At 44.7% G+C, this 16,857-nt stretch carries 15 protein-coding genes; 7 read left to right on the top strand and 8 right to left on the bottom strand.

Going from position 1 to position 16,857, the window contains the following annotated elements:
- Positions 1-19 precede the first annotated feature (19 nt).
- Positions 20-793, bottom strand: coding sequence for an enoyl-CoA hydratase/isomerase family protein (locus tag AC0VYQ_RS04055; RefSeq protein WP_214765482.1), 774 nt, complete (start codon positions 791-793; stop codon positions 20-22).
- 198 nt (positions 794-991) lie between these two features.
- Between AC0VYQ_RS04055 and AC0VYQ_RS04050 the strand changes: the two genes are divergently transcribed.
- From AC0VYQ_RS04050 to AC0VYQ_RS04020, 7 genes are all read left to right on the top strand, one after another.
- Positions 992-2,374 (top strand): MATE family efflux transporter, encoded by a 1,383-nt coding sequence (locus tag AC0VYQ_RS04050; protein ID WP_088836498.1) that lies wholly within the window; start codon positions 992-994, stop codon positions 2,372-2,374.
- Entirely contained in the window at positions 2,334-2,801 is a 468-nt protein-coding gene (gene ybaK / locus AC0VYQ_RS04045; protein WP_475404292.1) for a Cys-tRNA(Pro) deacylase, read from the top strand. Before AC0VYQ_RS04050 ends, ybaK begins: the two co-directional genes overlap by 41 nt.
- Before the next feature lie 20 nt (positions 2,802-2,821).
- Positions 2,822-3,559, top strand: coding sequence for a CDP-diacylglycerol--serine O-phosphatidyltransferase (gene pssA / locus AC0VYQ_RS04040; RefSeq protein WP_200872399.1), 738 nt, complete (start codon positions 2,822-2,824; stop codon positions 3,557-3,559).
- 129 nt (positions 3,560-3,688) lie between these two features.
- Positions 3,689-4,444 carry a carotenoid biosynthesis protein gene (locus tag AC0VYQ_RS04035; RefSeq protein WP_029332864.1) on the top strand — a complete coding sequence of 252 codons (756 nt, stop codon included), beginning with the start codon at positions 3,689-3,691 and terminating at the stop codon, positions 4,442-4,444.
- Positions 4,413-5,111, top strand: coding sequence for a lysophospholipid acyltransferase family protein (locus AC0VYQ_RS04030; protein WP_214810697.1), 699 nt, complete (start codon positions 4,413-4,415; stop codon positions 5,109-5,111). Before AC0VYQ_RS04035 ends, AC0VYQ_RS04030 begins: the two co-directional genes overlap by 32 nt.
- A complete protein-coding gene (locus AC0VYQ_RS04025) occupies positions 5,108-6,184 on the top strand; it encodes a glycosyltransferase family 2 protein (RefSeq protein ID WP_475404291.1) in 1,077 nt (358 codons plus the stop codon). Before AC0VYQ_RS04030 ends, AC0VYQ_RS04025 begins: the two co-directional genes overlap by 4 nt.
- A 16-nt stretch (positions 6,185-6,200) precedes the next feature.
- On the top strand, positions 6,201-7,673 hold the full coding sequence (locus AC0VYQ_RS04020; RefSeq protein WP_214892935.1) for a phytoene desaturase family protein: 1,473 nt from the start codon (positions 6,201-6,203) through the stop codon (positions 7,671-7,673).
- Between the two features lie 433 nt (positions 7,674-8,106).
- On the opposite strand, the gene AC0VYQ_RS04015 is transcribed toward AC0VYQ_RS04020, so the two are convergent.
- The 7 genes from AC0VYQ_RS04015 to AC0VYQ_RS03985 all read right to left on the bottom strand — a co-directional run bounded on the left by AC0VYQ_RS04015 (position 8,107) and on the right by AC0VYQ_RS03985 (position 16,563).
- Entirely contained in the window at positions 8,107-8,934 is an 828-nt protein-coding gene (locus tag AC0VYQ_RS04015; protein WP_088836492.1) for a phytoene/squalene synthase family protein, read from the bottom strand.
- Positions 8,900-10,372: a phytoene desaturase family protein gene (locus AC0VYQ_RS04010; protein WP_214892930.1), complete on the bottom strand. Its 1,473-nt coding sequence runs from the start codon at positions 10,370-10,372 to the stop codon at positions 8,900-8,902. The genes AC0VYQ_RS04015 and AC0VYQ_RS04010 overlap by 35 nt, the downstream gene beginning before the upstream one ends.
- Positions 10,369-11,859 (bottom strand): phytoene desaturase family protein, encoded by a 1,491-nt coding sequence (locus AC0VYQ_RS04005; protein WP_029332858.1) that lies wholly within the window; start codon positions 11,857-11,859, stop codon positions 10,369-10,371. The genes AC0VYQ_RS04010 and AC0VYQ_RS04005 overlap by 4 nt, the downstream gene beginning before the upstream one ends.
- A gap of 106 nt (positions 11,860-11,965) precedes the next feature.
- The gene (locus AC0VYQ_RS04000) at positions 11,966-12,964 is read right to left on the bottom strand and encodes a class I SAM-dependent methyltransferase (RefSeq protein ID WP_029332857.1); all 999 of its coding nucleotides are present in this window, start codon (positions 12,962-12,964) and stop codon (positions 11,966-11,968) included.
- Positions 12,965-13,195: 231 nt separating this feature from the next.
- A complete protein-coding gene (locus tag AC0VYQ_RS03995) occupies positions 13,196-13,576 on the bottom strand; it encodes a DUF1516 family protein (RefSeq protein WP_088836487.1) in 381 nt (126 codons plus the stop codon).
- An 88-nt stretch (positions 13,577-13,664) separates the two neighbouring features.
- On the bottom strand, positions 13,665-16,205 hold the full coding sequence (locus AC0VYQ_RS03990; RefSeq protein ID WP_475404290.1) for a HAMP domain-containing sensor histidine kinase: 2,541 nt from the start codon (positions 16,203-16,205) through the stop codon (positions 13,665-13,667).
- Entirely contained in the window at positions 16,186-16,563 is a 378-nt protein-coding gene (locus AC0VYQ_RS03985) for a response regulator (protein WP_029332854.1), read from the bottom strand. Before AC0VYQ_RS03985 ends, AC0VYQ_RS03990 begins: the two co-directional genes overlap by 20 nt.
- Positions 16,564-16,857: the final 294 nt, after the last annotated feature.

Below are 16,857 nucleotides of genomic sequence, written 5' to 3'. Positions count from 1 at the left end.
GATATTAAAATAAATCGTTTTAACGTCCGGTAAAAACAGGCGGTTTTTTTTCAAGAAATGCTTGAACCGCACGTTGATGGTCTTCCGTTTTACCGGCACGTGATTGGTAGATAATTTCCTGTGCCAACATATCATCGAGCGTCGACTCGAAACTTGCTGATTGAAGTTGTTTAATATACGCAATTACTTTTGTCGGTCGCGCTGCGAGCTGCTGAGCAAAATCCATTACTTCCTCTTCAAACCGGTCAGCTGCGACCGCTTTTGTCACGAGTTGAAACTCGACTGCTTGCTTCCCTGTTATCGTATCACCAAGCAGCGCTAATTCGAGTGCTTTCGCCGAACCGATTAAACGCGGTAAGAAGTATGGTGCTCCAGCATCCGGGACGAGACCGATGTTAATGAAGCCGAGTGACAATTTTGCATCTTCCTGAACAATCCGGAAGTCACATGCGAGTGTCAACGACAGTCCTGCTCCTGCTGCCACACCATTGATTGCTGCGATGATCGGCTTTTTCGATCCGGCTAATGCACGGACAACGGGATGATAATAGCTTTTCAAATAATCGCCATGGTCCATTCCTGGTGAGACCGTCTTTAAATCTTGACCGGCACAAAAGCCGCGTCCTTTTCCAGTCAATACGATGACGCGGACTGCTTCATCTTGATTGGCTTCCTCGATTGAATCTGCTAATTCATTTAAAAGTGTTGATGTTAAGGCATTTAATCGTTCCGGACGAGCTAACGTCACCGTTGCTACGCTCGATGCTACCGTGTACTCTACTTCAGAATTCATCACATTCCCCTACCTTTCAAAAGTGAACAACGATTCATTATGATGTATTCGTGATGTTTTATGAAAATCCTTTTAAATCCCCATTTTTTTTATGAAAGCTTTGTTTTTCACTTTCATTATGAAAATTGAAGGCGTATAGTTTCCAAAAGATACAGTAAGACAAAATGTTTTAAGGACTTAAAAGGGGAATTTAATTTTATGAAAACTGTAAAACAACCAACATTATTCCAAATCACTTGGCCATTATTCATCGAAATCGCGTTGCATATGAGTTTAGGGATCATCGCGACATTAATCTTAAGTTACTACTCTGACAGTGCAGCAGCCGCTGTCGGTGTCTCGAACCAGGTTTTGAACATCTTTATTATTTTATTTAATATCACATCCGTCGGAGCGACAATCATCATCGGTCAGTACCTAGGTGCAAAACGTGTCCAAGATGCACGTCAAACCGCCCGCTCTGCCTTCTCGATTAATCTTTACATCGGATTAATCATATCTGTACTCGTCGCCCTAACCGGGAAACAATTATTAGGTTTCTTCTCATTAGAAGGACAAACATTAGTTTACGGCGAAACATTCATAAAGATTGTTGGCTTATTCCTATTTTTAGAAGCCATTTCGTTAACACTCGGAGCAATCCTCCGGAGTCATGGTTTCACAAAAAATGCAATGTACGTCACTCTTTTGATGAACTTCGTCAGTGCCTTCGGTAACGTCATCGCCGTACTCGGTCTGTTCGGTATTCCGGTACTCGGCGTCGCAGGTGTCGCGTGGTCGATCGTCATCGCACGTGCTTTCGCCGTCACACTTTTATTCTTTGTCGTTTACCGTAAATTATCACTACGTTTTCGTTTAAAAGATTTAATTCAAATCAACCGTCAAGACATTAAGAGCATCATGAACATCGGAATTCCATCAGCCGGAGAAGGAATTTCTTATCAGTTTTCACAGCTCATCATCACTGGTTTCATCGCAACAATTGGCGAAGCTGCCTTGTCTGCACGCGTTTACGTCTCAAACATCACAATGCTCTGCTTCTTGTTCAGTCTCGCAATTGCCCAAGGAACACAATTGTTAGTCGCCCGCCAAGTTGGAGCACAACAATTTGAACAGGCACATGCACGTGGCATCAAGACATTAAAAATCGCTGTCTTCGCAAGTTTCGTATCAGCCGTCGCAATCGCAGCGTTCGGGACATCCATCATGTCACTCTTTACATCGAGCCCTGAAATCATTGCCATCGGTATTCCGTTGCTCTGGGCAAGTGTCATCCTCGAACCAGGACGCGCGCTGAATATCGTCTTGATGGGAACGTTGAAATCAGCAGGAGACGTCCGCTTCCCGGTCACAATCGGTGTCCTATCGATGTGGGGAATCGCTGTCGTTGTCAGTTATGTACTCGGACTTCAGTTCGGTCTCGGACTTCTCGGTATCTGGATTGCCTTCTCAGCCGACGAATGGTTCCGTGGTATCTTTGCACTGAAACGCTGGAACGGTCGTAAGTGGGTTCAATATTCCCTCACTAAAGGAGAATCTCATGAGCAAAACGAACGCAGAAAGGCTACTGAAGCAGTCTAACGTTTCCTTTGAATCTATTTCTTATCCGGTCGACTTGAGCGATTTGTCCGCTCAAGCCGTCTCTGAAAAAATTAAATTCCCGCTTTCATCGGTTTTTAAAACATTAGTTTTAGAGGACGATCAAAAAAACTACTTGTTCTCTGTCATCTCTGGCGAAGAAGAGGTTAACTTGAAGGCGGTCGCTCGGGCATCTGGTGCGAAGAAAGTGGCATTGGTTCCAATGAAGGCATTAGAAAGTCTGACAGGATACGTCCGTGGCGGTGTTTCTCCAATCGGAGCTAAAAAAGCTTTTCCCGTCTTCCTGTCCGACCGTGCCATCGGTCAACCGTTCATCATCATCTCAGCTGGTAAACGGGGACAGCAAATCAAATTGTCTCCGGATGATTTATTGGAATTTACTAGTGGGGTTCTCTATCGAAACCGCTGATACGAAAAGCTAGATATGATATGATGAGTAGTATCGAAGAAGTGGCAGGAGGAATCATTTTGTGGAAAGAACGTGTTCGTAACTCAATCCCGAATCTCTTTACATTCGGGAATTTATATTGTGGTTTTCTCGCAATCGTCATGGCGGCGCGGGGAGATTTTCAAAATGCCACACTGTTGATTGTCATCGCCATGATGTTGGATAGTTTAGATGGTCGGATTGCACGGATGCTCGGTGTCGCTGGCGATTTTGGGAAAGAACTTGATTCGCTCGCCGATGTCGTCACATTCGGTGTCGCCCCCGCAATGATGGCATATTACACTTATTTTTACGACTTTGGTGAAATCGGCTTACTCGTTGCCGCTTTGTTCCCTTTATTCGGAGCATTTCGCTTGGCACGATTCAACCTTTCAGCAACAAATGTCGCGTCCACCTACTTCTCAGGTGTACCGATTACGGCAGCAGGTGGGATTTTAGCTGTCGTCACGCTGTTTAGTGGACGAATGAATGATTTAATGGTTCCGCTCGCCTTTACGGGACTTGCCTTCTTGATGGTCAGTCGCGTCAAGATTCCGAGTTTCAAAGATATTCCAGTGCCGCGCCATACATTCGTCATCACGTTCACGTTACTCTATGTCACGTATGTCATGATTGCCCGGAGTAACGAATGGTCGACGTTTTGGTTTATTGCCGTCCCCCTTTATATTGCCTTTTTACTCTTTTCATTCGTCAAACGAAAAAAACAAAAGCAACATTAAACGCTTTACTGCTGAACAGACCGTCTTTTGACGGTCTGTTTTTTGATCTGCCCCTCCATGCTCGCTCGAGTCAGATGGATATGGGTATACTAGTGACATCATGCTAATGAATGGAGGTTTACATACGTCATGGCCATATTTCAGCGCCGCCTTTGGTTATTCTTTACAGTTTGGTTCGTCATCGGGCTCATTTTAGTCGGATTTTCATTATTACCCCCTTGGCTCGAATGGGCAAATGCCGTTTTTTTGTTCGCTTCTGGTCTGTATGCCGCTTGTTACTTATGGGATGTCTTACCGAAAGGACGCTTCATTATTCCTTTTATTTTCTTTGGGTCCATTTTAATCGAATCAATTGGTGTCCACACCGGATGGCCATTCGGGACCTATCGGTATGAATCGGACTTCGGTGTTCAGTTACTCGGTGTTCCAATCACGATCGGTGCAGCTTGGTTGTCCGTTATGGGGGCAAGTCTTGCATTCTCGAAGCGTTTTCCGTTTCGTTACAACACCCTGATCCTCGTCCCCTTGTTTGCTGTTTGGCTCGACTTGGCCATTGATCCGGTCTCAGCGAACGTCAAATCGTATTGGCTTTGGCAAGATGGGGGTCTGTACTATGATATCCCAACACAAAACTTTATCGGTTGGTACGGAACAGCACTTGTTTTCGCTCTTTTGATGGCACGATTTGAACAAAAGCCAACGTTCACCGAGCTCGAACGAAACAATCAGTACTTATTTTTGATGCTTCATGGTTTATTTGGACTGACTGCTGGTGTCGCAGGCCTTTATGGTGTGACGATAATCAGTAGCCTAGCATTGCTTGTTTACTGGCTGACGAAAGGAGGAGCACTACATGCAAAAGGCGCAAAAAAACAAATTAGCTGAACAAGCCTTTCATCTGTACTTGAAAGAGCAGCTCATCCGCAAACAGTTCCATCGAATATTGTATCGCCCTGATGATTTACCGGTACCTGGTTTGATGCTTGCAACACATGGTTCGTGGTGGGACGGGATGATCTTATTTCATCTCGATCAATCCGTACTCCATCAAAACCCGTACGTCATGATTGATGAACATGGCTTAAAGCGCTTCCCTTTCTTTTCACGACTCGGTGCCTTTTCCATCAACCGGGACTCCTTAAAGGATGTAAAGATGAGCCTCAACTACGCAAAGGAACGTTTGCAGGAAGGCAGTAGTGTTTGGATGTTCCCGCAAGGCGAAGAACGCCATCAAGAAGAACGACCGCTTCAACTCGCGAGCGGCGCGACTTATCTTGCTAAAGCAGCCCGGTCTGTCTCCATTTTTTCATTTTATTATTCGTTCAGTCATGAACAACAACCGGATGTCTACATCCGAACACGCCAAATCGAAATACCACCTGGTCGTACTTCAAACCAGACTGAATTTCTAACAGCAGCAATGACTCGCTTATATGATGATGTCCGGCTTGATGCGATGTCAGAGAATGTCGAGGCTTATCAAGTGTTGACACAGCGAACAGACCCGCTTCCTGTTAAAACGGAGCGTTGGCTAAAGGCGGTTCGACGATGAGCATGATTTTATTCATATTCTCGCTCCTTGTCTGCCTCTATACGTTCATTAACTTGATGTTTCTCCCTAAACTCGCTGCACCCGTTTCTCCACCGAGTCTCGCAATTTGTATCCCCTTGCGGAACGAGGAACGAAATGTCGTGAAGTTGCTTGATTCGCTCAAACGCGCACTCGGACCGAATATGCATGTCTATCTTTATGAAGATCGCTCAACGGATGAGACACGTAACCTACTGTTGCAACAGACACATCAGGATGACCGCTTTACAATCATTGACGGAATCGAACTCCCCTCAGATTGGGCGGGAAAGGTTCATGCTTGCCATCAACTATCACTTGTCGCAAAGGAAGACTATCTGTTATTTCTTGACGCAGACATTACATTGATGCCGGATACGATTCCTCGACTATATGCGACGATGCGACAGGAAAAAGCTAGCTTTTTATCTGGTTTTCCGTCATTTCCTGTACCAACGTTTTTAGGCAAGTGTTTGATTCCGATGCAACATGTCTTAATTTCGCAACATCTCCCGCTTGCTTTTCGCAAGGTAAAGCACCCTGCTTTTGCCGCTGCGAACGGGATGGTCGTACTCGTTGAACGTGCATCTTATTTACACGTCGGGGGACATCAAGCGATTCAAACGGCACTCGTCGATGATTTAGAGCTCTGTCGGACGTTTAAGCAACACGGTCATACGACGACACTCGTTCATGTCGCCCCTTATGTCAGTTGTGACATGTATGCTACGAACGGTGAAGTATGGCAGGGATTTCTCAAAAATGTCTTTCGGGGAATGAACGACTCCTACTTCGTCGGCAGTTACTTCCTGTTGTTCTATCTCGTACAGTTTTCTTTACTACCAGCTGCCCTCCTCTTTCCGTCTTGGGAGACGATTGGTGGACTTGCTCTCTTGTTGCTCGCACGATACAGGATTGATCGGATGGCGCGGATTCGCCATGTTTGGTTGTTGCACCCGTTCGCAACCGGTCTTTATGTCCTCTTACTTGCAACGGCGATGATTCGAAGAGCTCGGAAACGGGAAATCACTTGGAAAGGTCGGTCCTATTCTTAAGGAGGAATTGTTCATTATGAAACATGTCGCTATCATCGGAGCCGGTTTAGGTGGTTTAAGTGCCGCTATTTCACTCGCTTCAAAAGGATTTAAAGTTACTGTCGTTGAACGAAATGATCATATTGGTGGAAAATTGATGCCGCTGATCACGGAAGGACACCGGTTTGATTTCGGTCCAAATACCATCACGATGCCTGAAGTCTTTCAATCTGTCATCCGGGAGTCGGGAGCAGATCCCGATGATTACTTCCAGTTCGAAAAATTAGCACGCCATACCGCCAATCACTTTCCTGACGGGCGGACCTTAACTTTTACGCATGGTCGAGAAGCAATGCGGACGGAAATCGATCGTTTTACGAACGGACAATTAGCAAAAAATGATATCACAGGCTATCAAGAAGAGGCCGCCGAATTATTCCGAATCGCTAAACAGCAATTTTTTATCAATATCGATTCATATTTCAATTTCTCTTTACTACGAGATATGGTCAAAGTTCACCCGTTCAAAACGATCCATTCGCTGCACAAGAGCTATTTCAAGGATCCTCAACTGATTCAGGCACTCGATCGTTACGCGACGTATATTGGTAGTAGTCCTTTTCAGGCGCCCGCGACATTTGCTTTAATCGCTCATCTCGAACTGAATGACGGCGTCTACTTTACTCGTGGCGGAAATACGGCAATCGCAGAAGGGTTCGCACGCCGGGCGCAAGAGATGGGCGTCGTTTTCCGCTTAGGCGAGGAAGTCACACAAATCGAAGTTACGGATGGACTTGCGACAGAAATCGAACTGAACCATGTCGATTACTTACCTGTCGACTTCGTCGTGATGAATGGTGATCTATTGACGCAATACCCGCGTCTCGTTTCGGAAACGATTCGACCCGATTTTAAAAACCCGACACCCAGTCAAATGGAACCTTCGATTTCGGCCTATGTTCGTTGTATCGGGCTCACGCGACGAATTGAAGGGCTTGCCCATCATAACGTCTTCTTCTCATCGGATTATGAAGCAGAATTTCGTGCCCTTTTTAAAGAACACCGTTACGCGGAAGAACCGACCATCTACATTTCGAATTCTTCCGTTACGGCACCTGAGATGGGCGAAGCTGGGGACAACCTCTTTATACTTGTCAACGCACCCGCGACGAACGAAGGCAACGTCATCGACTTCGACACATATGATCACTTGATTAATCAACGGCTGAAACAGTTCGGAATCGATATCGAATCGGACGTCGTCTTCGAACAACGCATCACACCGACCGATATCGAACAAAAATTTTCTGCGTATCATGGGTCTCTTTATGGACTATCTTCGAATGGTACACGCAATGCGTTCATGCGCCCAAGCAACCGTTCAAAAAATGTTCACAATTTGTTTTTCGCGGGAGGATCGACCCATCCTGGTGGCGGTAGTCCAATGGTGACGCTTTCAGGAAAACTGGCAAGTGAACGAATCGTGTCAAGTGCTGCCCAATCCCTGTGAACGTTATGTGAATTGCAAATCGATTACTTGTACGGACAACTAAGATTTGATACGATTACTTCGAGTTCAAGAGGTAGTGATTGACCCCACATCCTCAATCAAGCGCAAGGTGACTTCCCCGAGTCAAGAGCGTTTAGGAACTTAACACACTTGCAGCGGTTATTTGATTCATCGTTTAAGACCCACTTAAACGAAGTAGTTCTACGTTTGAACTGTCAGCATGATTTACGACGTTCCCCCTTAGATCGTCTCATCCTGATTGGTTCACAGGCAGCTCGTTGAAATACAGTTCATCCCCGTGAATTGTTGACCTGCCTTGTTAGCAACTGCTCAACTGTTTCAAAAATCGCTCAGAAACGTCTTAGACTCCCCGGTCTAGACGAAACATAAAAAAAGACCTTGGTCCCCGCCAAGGTCTTTTTTTTATGAACTTTTAAATCGTTGCGAGTAACTTCATCTTTTGCCAGCGGCTCACGTACGCCCGCTTCGTAAAAACATCATATTGGTTATCGCGTGCCGCATCCAAAATACCACGATAAAGCAATGCTGCCACTTTTAAGGCCCGTCGGCTTTCTTTTGGATAACGCTCGAACGAAGGACTTGCTGCATCATAGAGATGCTCTGCGCGTAGAGCTAATGCCTCCCAAAGACCTACGAAGTCCCCAGACGGCGTTCCTGCGAGCAAAGAATGTGGCGTGACGTCGTATTCATCCATCCATTCTTTCGGCAAATAGATTCGGCCACGCTTTGCATCTTCACCGACGTCCCGTAAAATATTCGTTAATTGCATCGCGATGCCTAACTCAATCGCAGATTGACGGAGTTCCGGTTGACCCGGTGCTAAAATCGGCAGCAGCATCAAGCCGACCGTACTCGCAACATAATAACTGTATTGTTCTGTTTCTTCGAGTGACTGATATCGATTTTTTTCGATGTCCCAACGCATTCCTTCCGCCAGCTCCAGGAAGGGCGTCTCATCCATTTCATACCGTTCAAAGACATCCGTCAATGCAATCCAAAGCGGCTTTTTTATAGGGTATCCTGAACGGAACAAACGAAATTCTTCTAAAAAGGCTTCCAAACTTTCTTTAGGTGTGTCGGATTCATCAACGGCATCATCTAAAAAACGACAGAATGTATAAATGGCATAAACGGCTAATCGATCTTGTTTTGGTAATAACGAAAATGCTTTATAAAAGGTTTTTGATCCGTTCTGAATCGTTTCTTCACACGTTGCGTATGCCTGCGTCACTGTATTCATTTTTCCACCTCATCTCTTGTTCCATACGATTGACAAGTAATGTCGCTCCCATCATGACGATCGGAACGCCTCCACATGGATGGACGGATGCACCTACTGCATATAATCGTTCAATATCAGGATAAGGACGCGCCTGCGTTTTCAAGGCTGCTGATTGGCGAATCGTCGGTGCGATACCAAAGCTTCCGCCTTCATACAATCCAAACTCTTTTGCGTCTTGCGGTGTTCGGATTTGCATCTCTTCGATTTGATTACGGAATCCTGGATGATGATTCTCAATTTTCGTTAAGATGGTTTCAATAAAACCGTGTTGCTCGAACTTCTCCCGATTAAAATTCCGCGGAGAAGGAACTAACGCATAGACGACACTATCCTCACGATCCGTTAGCGAATCGTCAACCTTGCTCGGATTAAACAAATAGACAGCCGGATGTTCTGGTAGTTCATCTTGATGGAAAATCGAGTTCATCAACGGTTCTAGGTCATTCGGCATCAAAAAACGATGAACCGGCAGATTGACTTTTCCTCGCATTTTAAAATACAAGAGTAACGTTCCGCCAGAAGGCGTATAAGCTTTCGGTTTTTTCCCTTCGACAAGGTATTCCATCAATGGAAACTCACCGTTTAAGACAACGTTATCATAATGATATTCTGCATCACCCACCACGATACCTGTCGCTTGCCCGTCCTGAATCGTGACACGTTCGACGGACTGATTGAATTCAAAACGAACACCGCGTTCAACCAATACTTCATACATGCGCTCAGCTAAAGAGAAATAGCCGCCCTTGACGTACCAGACACCTTCTGCTTGCTCACGATATGGAATCAAACCGTAAATCGAGGGAGTCGTGTAAGGATTTCCACCGATGTAAAATGTCGGAAAACTGTATGCCATTCGCAAGTATTTATTTTTAAAATAGCGCTTCAAATGATCATGCGCTGTCTCAAGTGCATGCATCTTTACTAATGGTTTCAACATGCCTGGCTGTAACAATTCAGATTTACGGAAATAACTCCGCTCTAAAAATTTCGATACGCTGATGTCATAATCCTTTGATTTTTGATGCATAAATTCAGAAAAGCCACGGCCTTCTCCAAACTGTCGCTCAATCGCAACTGCCTGATCGACGACATCTCCGAGTTTCGTCACGACCGTCCCATCATCAAAATGTAAATCGTACAGGGGATCGATTCGTAACAATTCGACTCCATCGAGTCCTGCTTCCGCTAATTGTTCCTGTAATTTTCCAGGCATCAAGACAATCGTCGGTCCTTGATCAATCCGACCGCCTGACTCAAAGTCGACAGAAGCGAGTCGACCGCCGACCCGCCCTTCCTTTTCGTAGATTGTAATATCAATCTCTGGATAGCGTTTCGTCAATAAGAGCGCCGCATGCAGTGTCCCGACGCCCGCACCTACAAATCCAATCTTCATTTCGTCACACCTACTTCACCCGTCAACAAATCTGCAGTAATACGAGCGGACTCAAAAATCGTCGGAAGACCACTACCTGGGTGTGTCCCGCCTCCAACTAGATAGACATGATCTAATTCTTCAAACCGATTGTGTGGTCTAAAATACATCATCTGCGTCAATTGATGTCCTAAGTTAAAAGTTGCTCCTTGATGGACCCCCATCGCTTCCCAATCGTCAGGTGTGAACATCTCTTCGACTTCAATTGCAGCTTCCACACCTTTATAAGGAGAACGCTCTTCTAGTGCGTCGAGGACTTTCCGGCGTAACTTTGGTCCTTCAACTGCCCAATCAAGATCCGAGTAGTTATTCGGGACTGGGACGAGCACATATAGAGATGACTTGCCTTCAGGAGCAAGCGTCGTGTCAATGATTGACGGGTTTTGGACGTAGAACGAAAAGTCTTCTGATAATTCAAGAGTCTGCGTCATCTCACGGACATTTTTTTCATAGTCTTCCGCAAAATAAATCGTATGATGCGGAGCGTCAAACCGTTTATCGACACCTAAATACAACATGAATGTCGAACATGAGAATTTTTTACGATCGATTTTCGGACGGGACCATTTTTTGAGAACGCCTTCCGGTACGAGATGATTCATCGCATGAGCGAAATCCGCACCTACGACTACATCGTCATATAACACATGTTCTCCCGATTCTAGAATAACACCGGTTGCTTCTTTTCCATCTAAAATCAATTGATCGACTCCAGCATTCAGATGAACTTTCCCGCCTAAGTCCTCAATTGCTTGTTTCATCGCTTCTGGGATACGGTTCATTCCGCCAATCGGATGATGAACGCCGTAAGCATGTTCCATGTAAGATAGAATTGAAAAGCCGCCTGGACATTCCCAAGCTGACATACCAAGGTATTTTGCTTGGAACGTAAACGAATACTTTAATTCTTCACTTGTAAAGTAATCCGACAATACGTCATATAACGAGCGTCCTAACGATAGCCGAGGTAACGCCGTCAACACACGTGGCGATAAATAATCCGTCAATCGATCATGCTTCGTTTGGAGGATAGGCATCAACTTCCCTAGTTTCAATGCTTGTTCCGCCATAAAGCGATCATAACCTTCTCCATTACCTGGGAACTGGTCTTCAATTGCTTGCTTCATCCGGTCTCGGTCCGTCGTCATCGTGAACTGATCCTTCCCTCCATTGAAATAGAGTGTATACATCGGATCCAATGCCTTCAGTTCCAAATAATCGTGTAAATTCAATCCGATGCTCGTAAATAGATTTTCTAAAATATGGGGCATATTTAAGAAGGTCGGTCCTCGATCAAATTGATAATCACCAACTTGCACACGTGATGTCCGTCCACCTACGACTGCTTGTTTCTCGTACACAGTCACATCTACTCCTCGCCCTGCTAATAACATGGCGCAGGCGAGTCCTCCGGGTCCTGCTCCAATAACGGCTACACGCTGCTTCACACGAATCTCTCCTTTTTCTCTCTGGTCGTTTTAACTATTATACTAATCACATACTATGCCCACAAATCTAAAGTGCCTTCAAACTGTAAAAACGCCAAGCTTCCGATTAGGAAGTGGCGTTTGCAGTGACGATATACCAAGCTCCTTCTTTCAAAAATGGTGTGATCGATACATTTTCAAAACCGGCTGCATGTAATTGTTCAGTCAATTCTTTTTTTCCAGGAAGCGGATATAAATTTTCGTGTAACGTCATGAAGGCGTTAAAGGCAGCTGAGAACGGCGCCCCGTATTCACTATCCCGAAGTGGTGTGACAAGAATAACTGTTCCATCGTCCTTGACGAAGCGACGGACACCTTCGAGGAGACGGAGTCGCTCTTCCTTCGGAAAATAGTAAAGAATGTTGTTCATCATGACACCATCGTATGTTTCCGTTACTTCAAAGGTTTTAATATCTCCGACAACAAAATCAATTTCTCCTGTCGTATCGCGTCGCTTCGCTTCAGCGATGACAGACTCTTCGATATCAATTCCAGCCAAACGGAGTTCCGGTAAGGCTTCATGGATTTTTCGTAAGTATCCTCCGTACGCACATCCGATATCAAGTAAGGACGTGACGTTTTCATTTCGAATGATATGACGTACTGCCGGAAAAGCAACCGTTTCGACAAGTGCGGACGTCTCAGCAACAATGTCTCCGTGTTCCTCTCCATTAAAGGTCTTCTGTTGACCATCTTCTAAAAATTGCGGATAGGAAAATAAAGCCGGCAAATGAAGTTCCATCAGTTCTGATAACATGAAGCCGATACTACGGTCATCTGCTTTCGAAAGTTCTGGAAGGACGTGCCGTGTTGCCGTATACCGTAAATCTTTCTTTTTGAGGTGTCCGACTGCCAGACCAACCTCGAACCAACGCGATAACGCCTCTGTTGTGAGCGGTTGCTTCAGTCGTATTTGCGCTTCTGCTTGTGTTGCACCAGCACCTAAGACATCGAACAACCCATATTTATACCCAATATATCCATGCCATAATGGTAAAACCGGTTCCGCTCGTTTCATCCATTTTCTCGCCCGAAAAACCTTTGTCCATTCTTTCAACTGTGCCACAAGCGTTCCCCTCTCTACCACGTAATACATCCCTTTTCCCAAATAACAACAACTTGTAAACAAAAAAAACGCATTAAACTTTTGCTTCAGACTGTAAACAAAGTGCTATCGGGAGATAACAGCATTCTTTTCGATGTTTTCCTCGATCGAGGCGGGAAAACGCAAAATAAAAAGAGTCGACCATCGCTGTGCCGGAACACAATGATGGTCGACTCTCAACCGGACAGTGAATTAGAAGAACTCCATACCGAATGGTAACGAGTATCCTAAGAAAATCGTCACGAGTATGAGCACCGCAAATCCGAGCAAGAACCCAGAATACGATTTTCCTTTTTTCAGTCGAACTAATGTCAATTCACCCAAGATGAGTGACAATAAACCACCGGTGATTTTTGCATGGTATAAACCGTCCGGATTTTCAGACATCCCCATAATTTGGATATACAGATACAATCCTGTCGCAAACGTTAACACCAATAAGAGGCGAAAGGCCATATGGATTCCTTTAGCTGCAGGCTTCCCCTTCTTATACATTGAAAAGGCGACAAAGAACGCAACGAGTAGTAACACCCATAGTAAAACATGGGTATGAACAAAAGCAGTGATTGGCATGATGATTTCCCCCTTTTTCTAGTTCCTATTTCATGGTAGCTGATTTCCCCTGCTAGATATAGGGTTATTTTCGTAACATATCATTTATTCAAGAAATCGTCACACGTTCTACCAGTAATGGAAGTTTAACCATGAACGCACTTCCATGTTTTTCGATGGACTCGACTTGAATTTCTCCGCCGTGACCCGTGACGATTTCTTTACAGATCGCGAGTCCAAGTCCAGTCCCGCCAATTTTACGGCTATCTGAATTATCGACACGATAAAACTTCTCGAATAAGTGGTTGAGTGCTGCCGCTGGAATACCAATCCCTTGATCACGGACCTCGAACAAGACATGTTGTTCTTCAATCGACAGTGTCACGTCAATGTTTCCACCGAACGGTGAATATTTGACGGCATTGTTCAATAGGTTATTCATCAACTGTTTCATCTTTTCTTCATCTGCTTCTATGAGCGGAAGTGCCTCACTCATCGCCCGGAAAGAAATCGTGTGCTTTTTCGTCGATGCTGCATAAAATTGTGTCGTCTCTTCGAGGAGTAGACGCAAATCAAGCGGCTCTTTTTTATACGACTGTGTCCCCGATTCCATCCGTTGTACGTCAAGAAAATCATTGACGAGATTGGCAAGGCGCTCTGTCTCGGAGTGAATCGTCTGCAAATACTTATCTTGACGGGTCGTATCGATATCTCGATTCAACATCAACTCCGTAAATCCATAGATGGACGATAGCGGTGTCCGTAATTCATGCGAAACCGTCGAAACAAGCTCCGACTTCAGTCGATCCATTTCCGTCTCTTTCGTCACGTCACGCAAGACGAGCATCGTCCCTTTGTGAACACCAAGGATTTCAATCGACTCGACATAAAATTGAATGAAGACCGTTTGTTGTCGGATTGAGAATTGAAGACTTTCTGTCGGGACATCTCCTTCTAGAACGGCTTCAACGTACTGTGAAAATGTCGCTTGGTCATCGACGATGGAATGAATTGCTTCTAGGCAGAAATCAAGTGTCTCGACTTCTTCGTTCGCTCCATAGCGCAACTCTGGAAATAGATCATACAATGGCTGATTGACGAAGACCTCTTCTTTACCGGGTTCGATGTAAATGACCGCTTCACGGATCGAATCGAGAATACGTTCAGTTTTCGTTTTCTCTTTGTTCATCTCATCAAATAACCGCATCCGTAATAGGGAGAGTGACAATTGACGTGAGAACGACATGACATCCCGCATTTGTTCATTTGTAAATTGGTCGCGGTAACGAACGAGATAGATGAAAGCAATCACTTCATCCGATGACGGATCTAAAATCGGTACTGCTGTCTCATACATATAGTACGGGTAGGGCAACGGGTGATTACTCGATACTTGTTTAGACGAATGGACTGCTTTTTTCAAAGTATCTGCTCGCTTCAACAATGAGAAATCGCTACCTAGCAATTGTTCCGTCAATTGCTCCGTCATACCATGCGTGACGACAGAATAACTTTGTCCTTCATCAACGAAAACGAGGGCACCGATTTCTGAACCTGTAATCGCTACAAGTTTTTCGATAATTTCCGGATAGGCTGTCAATGCTTCCCGAGCCGCCAGCGTCTCTGTTAAATCATTTCGGTATTGAAGATGCTGTTCATTTCGCATCGTCAGTTCTAACGCTTCTTCTAGTTCTTGCTGTTGGGCTTGCAGTTCTTCTTGTTGTGCTTGCAGTTCTTCTTGTTGCGCTTGCAGTTCTTCGTTTTTTGCAAGTAAGTGTTGTTTATTTTCTGAGATTGAACTGGCCATTTGATTGAATGACAAAGCTAGGATTCCGATTTCGTCTTTTCGTTTTGGGACTTGAATGTTCGAAATGTCTTCTCCATTTGCAAGGCGCTGACTATTTTTAACGAGTCCTAAAAGCTCAGAGGTGATTCTTCGAATGAACGGGTAGATAAAGAAAATCAACACAGCAATGACGACGATGATATTCGACAACCAAATCAGTTGTGTCGTTCGAATCTCTTGTCCTAACTGCTGGCTCGTTCTCTCTGCCCACTCATCAAGAAATTCACGGTATCCTCCAAGTGCCAACTCACTTTTATCGATTTCCGAGAGGACATCGATATTGCCTGCGTCATCTAATGAAATTTTTCCATCCGCGACAAGTTCTTTCCCTAATGGAAGATTTGTTAAAGTCGTCCCGCGAAGAAAAGTCTCTGTGACGTCCCCATCTTTTTTACCTTTTACATAGGACTGCACAAGCGGCAAAACCGAATCGAAGTAATAGCTATACAATTCGCGTGAAGATGTCGCATAGACTTTTCCTTGCTCATAAATCGCATTTTTTTCGAACCACCGTGTTTGACGATCAATCGTTGTTTGTTGCGCAGCGATTTTTTCATATAAGGTGGCATCCCCCATTAACGCATAACCACGCATATTAAACTGAAGGTCTTGCCACTCTTCCCATAGTGCACCGGCCCGGGCGCTACGATCCCTGATATCTTCAAGCTTCGCGCGGGTATCTTGTAACCTTGTGTCCGTATAGTTGTAGACGACCAAAGAAGAAATCATCAGCGTAGCTAAAACGACATAAAAGGAAGCCATCAATTGGCGTCCGATTTTTCGATTAATCCACTTGATGATCACTCAATATTCCTCCTACGACATCAATCAACTCTAACGGACTGAAGGGCTTCGAGAAAAAGTAATTCGCCCCGATCTCTTCAGCACGCTCACGGTCCGATTGTTGACTTTTCGCCGTTAACATCATAATTTTTAATTGTTGCTTATCTGGGTGACGTCGTACTTTTTCGATAACTTCAATCCCTGTCATTCCAGGCATCATGTAATCAAGTAATACAAGATCATAATGCTGACTCATGATTTTTTGGTAGGCTTCGTCGCCATCCGTCGCTTCATCGATCGTATACCCTTCATCTTCTAACGTATCAAGGACCAACATCCGTAATACGTCTTCGTCCTCTGCTAATAAAATACGTGCCATCTATAATTCCTCCTAAATGTATCCACTTATCTTAATCCATACCTTATTCATTCTACACAGTTCCTTCACAATAGGAAATGGAAATCACTCGGGTGACTTTTGTTTTTCACACGTCTCTAAACAAAAAAACGTAAAAGCTCGCACTAGTCACTCTAGTAAAAACAATTCCAACACTTATCAAGACTAAAATGCAGGTATTGGGTGCTGTCAGGAGCACTCGTGTCCCAACACATTAGTATTAGCGAAAGACCCCTATTTCTAGAGGTCTCGTGTAGACAAAGTACAATTAGTAGA

It is taken from the genome of Exiguobacterium sp. QJM3NY_9 (assembly GCF_056173545.1).
The sequence above is the reverse complement of the archived record's forward strand: the minus strand, read 5'-3'. Positions and strand labels throughout refer to the sequence as shown.

Excerpts from the sequence above, each read along its gene's own strand:
- AC0VYQ_RS03995 (WP_088836487.1), bottom strand. The coding sequence starts at position 13,576 with ATGCCAATCACTGCTTTTGTTCATACCCATGTTTTACTATGGGTGTTA.
- AC0VYQ_RS04010 (WP_214892930.1), bottom strand. The coding sequence starts at position 10,372 with ATGAAGATTGGATTTGTAGGTGCGGGCGTCGGGACACTGCATGCGGCG.
- ybaK (WP_475404292.1), top strand. The coding sequence starts at position 2,334 with ATGAGCAAAACGAACGCAGAAAGGCTACTGAAGCAGTCTAACGTTTCC.
- AC0VYQ_RS04050 (WP_088836498.1), top strand. The coding sequence starts at position 992 with ATGAAAACTGTAAAACAACCAACATTATTCCAAATCACTTGGCCATTA.
- AC0VYQ_RS04020 (WP_214892935.1), top strand. The coding sequence starts at position 6,201 with ATGAAACATGTCGCTATCATCGGAGCCGGTTTAGGTGGTTTAAGTGCC.
- AC0VYQ_RS04030 (WP_214810697.1), top strand. The coding sequence starts at position 4,413 with ATGCAAAAGGCGCAAAAAAACAAATTAGCTGAACAAGCCTTTCATCTG.
- AC0VYQ_RS04025 (WP_475404291.1), top strand. The coding sequence starts at position 5,108 with ATGAGCATGATTTTATTCATATTCTCGCTCCTTGTCTGCCTCTATACG.
- AC0VYQ_RS04015 (WP_088836492.1), bottom strand. The coding sequence starts at position 8,934 with ATGAATACAGTGACGCAGGCATACGCAACGTGTGAAGAAACGATTCAG.
- AC0VYQ_RS04055 (WP_214765482.1), bottom strand. The coding sequence starts at position 793 with ATGAATTCTGAAGTAGAGTACACGGTAGCATCGAGCGTAGCAACGGTG.
- AC0VYQ_RS03985 (WP_029332854.1), bottom strand. The coding sequence starts at position 16,563 with ATGGCACGTATTTTATTAGCAGAGGACGAAGACGTATTACGGATGTTG.
- pssA (WP_200872399.1), top strand. The coding sequence starts at position 2,822 with ATGATGAGTAGTATCGAAGAAGTGGCAGGAGGAATCATTTTGTGGAAA.
- AC0VYQ_RS04035 (WP_029332864.1), top strand. The coding sequence starts at position 3,689 with ATGGCCATATTTCAGCGCCGCCTTTGGTTATTCTTTACAGTTTGGTTC.